The sequence below is a fragment of the Mycobacterium sp. TH-M11 genome, assembly GCF_057473725.1.
The window spans coordinates 1-1,652 of record NZ_JBYCLD010000395.1; the positions used below are offsets into that span (position 1 = coordinate 1).

Here is a 1,652-nt window from a genome sequence, read left to right on the forward strand (position 1 = left end):
GGCCGTGGAAGGGGGCCGCCGGCTGGTGGGGGGGGCGCCTTTCCAACTCAGCCTCTCCGCGCGGTCGGCTGACCTACCCTTGACTGGTTAGCGTCGCGGCCGGCCGGAGGGGCGTCGGCCCGTACGGATCGGAGTCGGCGGGTGGGGGGTCGGGTAATCCGCGCTTTGGGCGCGACGGTCATCGCGGTGGCGGTGCCGGCTTTTTCCGCTGTTCGGGCTCATGCCGATCCGGTCGTCGTCTTTCCCGGGATGGAAATCCACCAGGGCTCGCATCTGTGCACGCTGGGTTACGTGGACCCCAGGTTGAGGGTGGCTTTCAGCGCGGGCCACTGCCGCAGCGACGGCCCGGTGCTCGACCGCGACAACAAGGTCATCGGGAACGTTGCCACGTTTCGGGACAACACGCCCAACGGCGCATTCGTCAACACCGACCAGGAAATCTCGGACTACGAGTCGATCGTCCTGACGCCCGAGGTCACGGTCAACAACGTCATGCCCGATGGCCGCATGCTGCAGTCCGACCCGGGCCTGGTCGTCACGCGTGGCGAACCGGTCTGCCATTTCGGCGTCGGCAGCGGCGAGAGCTGCGGGACCGTGGAATCCGTCAACAACGGCTGGTTCACGATGGGCCACGGCGCAATCAGCCAGCAGGGTGACTCCGGTGGGCCGGTCTACCTCACCAACGGTCCCGGTCCGGCCAGAATCGTCGGGATCTTCAACAGCGTCTGGGGCAATTTCCCGACGGCGGTGTCGTGGCAGTCCATTACCCAGCAGGCTCGCCAGGACGTCGGAGCCGGCGGTCCGGCCATCTAAAACATGTCAGCCGTCAGCGCGAAGACCGGGATCGACGGCGCCGCGGCCGCGATCTGCTGGTCGCTGGAATCGGGTGTCAGCCCCGCGATGTGCCCTTTGACCTCCCAATACCACCTGTCCAAGTAGCGCCGCAACAGCTCGGGTTTGGCCGCATCGGCGACCTCGCTTGCCCGCGCCCCACGCCGACGCCAGCGCGGCCCAACCTCGACCGAGCCGGCCGCCCGGACGTTGCGCGCCCACTGGGTGTCACCCCGCGGGGAAACCAGGTAGTCGACGTCGGCGACGGTCAGCAGGTTGACCACCACGCTGCGAACCTCGCCGGTTTTGCGGCCGCGGACGCGCACAACGCGGCTGCCCGCCAGGCCGATGCCGACCTCGGCCAGCCATCGGACCAGCGTGTTGGCAGCTTTGGCGATCCCGTTGGGTTCGTCGTATCGCACCGGCACGAGTTGTCCCCTCTCGATGAAAAGAGAGCACCGCTCTCTGAAGACTTGACGTTGACACAGCCAAACCCAAAAAGCAAGAGCACCGATCTCTTTTATGCGAAACTTGCCCGATGGCAAAGCGGCGCGACTCGCGCGAGCGCATCGAGGCGCAGATCATAGAGAGCGGTCGGCGCCATCTGGTCGATCGCGGCGCGGCGGGGTTGTCACTGCGTGCGATCGCCCGCGATCTCGGCATGGTGTCCTCAGCGGTCTATCGGTACGTGTCCAGCCGAGACGAATTGCTGACGCTGTTGCTGATCGACGCGTATTCCGAACTTGCCGACGTCGTCGACGGCGAGCGCGCTGCCGCGCCAGATGCATGGAACGAGGACGTGCTCGCCATCGCGCGCGCCG

3 protein-coding genes are annotated in these 1,652 nt (G+C 66.8%); 2 read left to right on the forward strand and 1 reads right to left on the reverse strand.

Features of this window, described 5'->3' with window-relative positions; all coding sequences use genetic code 11:
* Positions 1 to 141 precede the first annotated feature (141 nt).
* Entirely contained in the window at positions 142 to 813 is a 672-nt protein-coding gene (locus AC2VOG_RS15675; protein WP_486940795.1) for an Rv1815 family serine proteinase, read from the forward strand.
* Here the strand turns inward: AC2VOG_RS15675 and AC2VOG_RS15680 are convergent.
* The gene (locus AC2VOG_RS15680) at positions 810 to 1,259 is read right to left on the reverse strand and encodes a nitroreductase/quinone reductase family protein (RefSeq protein WP_486940796.1); all 450 of its coding nucleotides are present in this window, start codon (positions 1,257 to 1,259) and stop codon (positions 810 to 812) included. The genes AC2VOG_RS15675 and AC2VOG_RS15680 overlap by 4 nt on opposite strands.
* Before the next feature lie 110 nt (positions 1,260 to 1,369).
* On the opposite strand from AC2VOG_RS15680, the gene AC2VOG_RS15685 reads away from it, so the two are divergent.
* Positions 1,370 to 1,652: TetR/AcrR family transcriptional regulator (locus AC2VOG_RS15685; protein ID WP_486940797.1), on the forward strand; the 283-nt coding region annotated here is incomplete at its 3' end.